The 3,216-nt window shown below is 55.3% G+C and carries 3 protein-coding genes; 2 read left to right on the top strand and 1 reads right to left on the bottom strand.

What is annotated here, in order from left to right:
- Window positions 1–629: 629 nt before the first annotated feature.
- Window positions 630–1,385 (bottom strand): hypothetical protein, encoded by a 756-nt coding sequence (locus tag AB204_RS24005; RefSeq protein ID WP_411354722.1) that lies wholly within the window; start codon window positions 1,383–1,385, stop codon window positions 630–632.
- A gap of 36 nt (window positions 1,386–1,421) precedes the next feature.
- On the opposite strand from AB204_RS24005, the gene AB204_RS23545 reads away from it, so the two are divergent.
- Complete coding sequence (locus AB204_RS23545; protein WP_235428099.1) at window positions 1,422–2,978, top strand: RHS repeat-associated core domain-containing protein; 1,557 nt, start codon at window positions 1,422–1,424, stop codon at window positions 2,976–2,978.
- 103 nt (window positions 2,979–3,081) lie between these two features.
- A partial coding sequence (locus tag AB204_RS24000) for a transposase (RefSeq protein WP_152671547.1) occupies window positions 3,082–3,216 on the top strand: 135 nt, incomplete at its 3' end.

Below are 3,216 nucleotides of genomic sequence, written 5' to 3'. Positions count from 1 at the left end.
TTGCTTCTGGCACTGGCAGCGATTGGCTGACTGGTTTGTCAGAGCATTACAACATTAACATGGCCGTGTCACGCGATGGCTGGGGTATGGTTAGCGAGCAAATGTTCTCTGACGGCACGAAAAATCTGCAGGATACTGACCCCGTGGTTCTAACCCGTACCGTATCTAAGCAGGGCAGCGCAAGCGGTGAGAACCTTAACACAGGGAAAATCACAACCGTTTTTGATAAACGGAGCCGCCTGCCGCTCACGGATACCCGTACGGATACCACCGGTCAGGCGCAGGGCGTTCGCCGCTATGGGTGGGACGGCCTAAGTCGACTACGACTGGAAACTGACGAACTGGGCAATAAAACGACGCGAACCTACGACGCATACGGTCGTGTTCTGACTCAGACCCTGCCGGACGGCAGTACGGTGACACGTACATACGCGCCTCACCTTATTGGTAATCAAGTTGCCGGCATCAGCGTGACGGGTCCAGATGCAGACGGCCAGACACAGACCTGGCAACTGGGTACGCAGACGTTCGACAGTCTGGGTCGGGTGATTGAGCGCATCAGCGGCGGGAGAACCACCACATATGTTTACGACCGAGCCTCTCCGGTACCTTCTGCGGTGACGCAGCCTTCAGGAAAAACACTGCAGTACACCTATATTCCCGAACTTGGCAACGTGGTGAACAGCCTGACAGCGAACGACGTGACGCAAACGTTCAGCTACGACAGCTGTACCGGAGAGCTGCTGACGGCGCAGGAAGGTGAAACAAAGAACGAGAATGTGTGGGATCCTTCCGGCAACCTGAAGGGGGAGACGTTTACTCTGGAAGGTGCTACCCGTAAAGCATCTTACAACCGCACGCTGGCCGGTGAGCCGGTGATCTACACCGATATTACCGGCACACAGACAGCGTATAGCCGGGACTCTCACGGTCGTGTAACGGCAATTACGGATGAGGCCCTGACGGCTAGCTTGCAGTACGATGCGCTGGGTCGCCTGAGCCGACAGATGGTGACAGACAGGACAGACAGCGCCATGCAGTCCACGCTGACTACGGTGTTGTCGTACGACGATTTTGGCTGGGAAACCAGCCGTACCGTTACCGACAACACTGGGGTTACGCTCACAGTCTCGCAGACCTGGCAGAAGAACGGCCTGCTGGCTACCCGTAGCACGCAGCGGGAGGGTAGCACGGCCAAAGAGGAACAGTACCGCTACGATACCCGCAACCGCCTGACGGAGTATACGGTGGCAGGAAGCGCTTTGCCACAGGATGCGTATGGACATGCGATGACGGCACAGGCTTATCAGTATGACGCGTTGAACAACCTGACCACCGTCACTACCACGCTGGCTGACGGCAGCAGCGATACGGCGACGTATCACTATAGAAATGTGGCTGACCCGACGCAGCTGACGTCAGTGAGTCACACACATACCGGCTACCCGCAGACCATCACTCTGGAATATGACGCAGATGGGCGCATGACGCGGGATGAAGCGGGCCGTACGCTGGGCTATGACGCCACCGGCAGGCTGGTCAGCGTCAGCGGGCAAGGCATCAGCGGAGGGATCTACGGCTATGATGCTCTGGACCGGCTGGTGAGTCAGCATGTCAGCGACAGTGACACCCGGCAGCTCTACTACCGTGCTGATGAGCTGGTGAACGAGGTGCTGACGGCGCAGGGCAAGGAAAGGCGCTGGATAAAGTCGGGGCACGCCACACTGGGAGTGAGCGAAGACGCGAGCCTGATGCTGACGGCGGGCGATCATCACGACAGCCTGCTATGGTCGCGTGATACTAGTCAGAAAGAAGGTGAACAACATGCCTGGTCGCCGTACGGTAATGGAGGGCCGGAAGACGGTCTACCGAGCTTTAACGGCGAACGCGCCGACCCAGTGAGCGGCACATACCATCTGGGAAACGGCTACCGAGCCTATAACCCCGTACTGATGCGCTTTAACTGTCCGGACAGCCTGAGCCCGTTCGGGGCAGGAGGCATCAATTCGTATGCCTACTGCGCGGGCGATCCGGTGAATTTCACTGACCCGTCGGGACATATAAGTGCGGCAGGCTGGGCGGGAATTGGGCTTGGCATACTGGGCATTCTGGGGGCTGTGGTAACAGGAGGGCTGTCGGTGGTAGCTGCAGCGATAGGTACTGCGGTGACCGCCGGGGTGGCTACGGGAGCATCAATATCAACAGCGGGGGCGGTGACAGCCGCGATAGGGTCAGCGTCGGCGGTATCACTGACTGTGGGTGCTCTAGGGGTTGTGGCGGATGTTACAGCTATTGCCTCCGGGGCAACAGAAGACGTCAATCCGGCGGCTTCTTCAGCGCTGGGCTGGGTATCGATGGCTACGGGGCTTGCAGGTCTGGGCATAAGTGCCGGACAAGGGATCCGGGGAGCAATGAAAAACAAGGGAAATTATAATGTCACTACACAGACGGAGGGGGTTAATATCGCAACAACAAATAGTGCAGAGAGAACAACACCTCAAGGAGCAAGTCTACAAAATCTAACTGAACCACCACTGCGGCTACGTGGTGGGGGACCGGTTGGGGAAGCTAGAGTGACTACTGGCTTCGTGGAGGAAGCAAAACAAACGATGATTCATTCAATGACCAGAGGAAACATCCCGTTGTCTTCTTCATCCGCTCCTCGCCAACAACTTTCCCGTGCATTAGGAAACAGTAAAAATGGAGAGGGAACCTTCACTCAACTTCTTAGAGGGGTTAATGAAAATCTAGCTAGCCATGGTGATTCGATACTAACATCTGAACATGCTGCTAGATACGCAAACATCAGTCGTCAGGTGGAAAACGGAAATATTTCTAATACAACAGCCCATTTGCAGGCGGTATCAGAATGGGCAAGACACGGAGGTGGAGCTGGTTTGACTGGCACACTATTCAACGGAGCAGGAGCTGTATTTTCAGGAGCTATTGATGCGATAATAAGGAAAAGAGGATGGTAACCAACGTGGGTTTAATAAAGTGTATTAGTGTGTGTAGTGGTATAAGGATCTCGGACACGTCAAAAGCCTGCTAATGTTATTAACATGACAATGAGGTGTGACGATGAAATTGAAACCCACCCAACATCAATATTCCGCTGAATTTAAGCTGGAAGCGGTTCAACAAGTTGTTCTCCATCAGCAGCGGGTTGTTAAGGTCGCCCGTTCACTGGGGATTGATGCCAGCACCCTGGGAAAA

Origin of the sequence: Xenorhabdus khoisanae, from assembly GCF_001037465.1 — a bacterium.
Taxonomy (GTDB): Bacteria; Pseudomonadota; Gammaproteobacteria; order Enterobacterales; family Enterobacteriaceae; genus Xenorhabdus; species Xenorhabdus khoisanae.
This window is presented reverse-complemented; position numbering and strand designations above follow the sequence as displayed.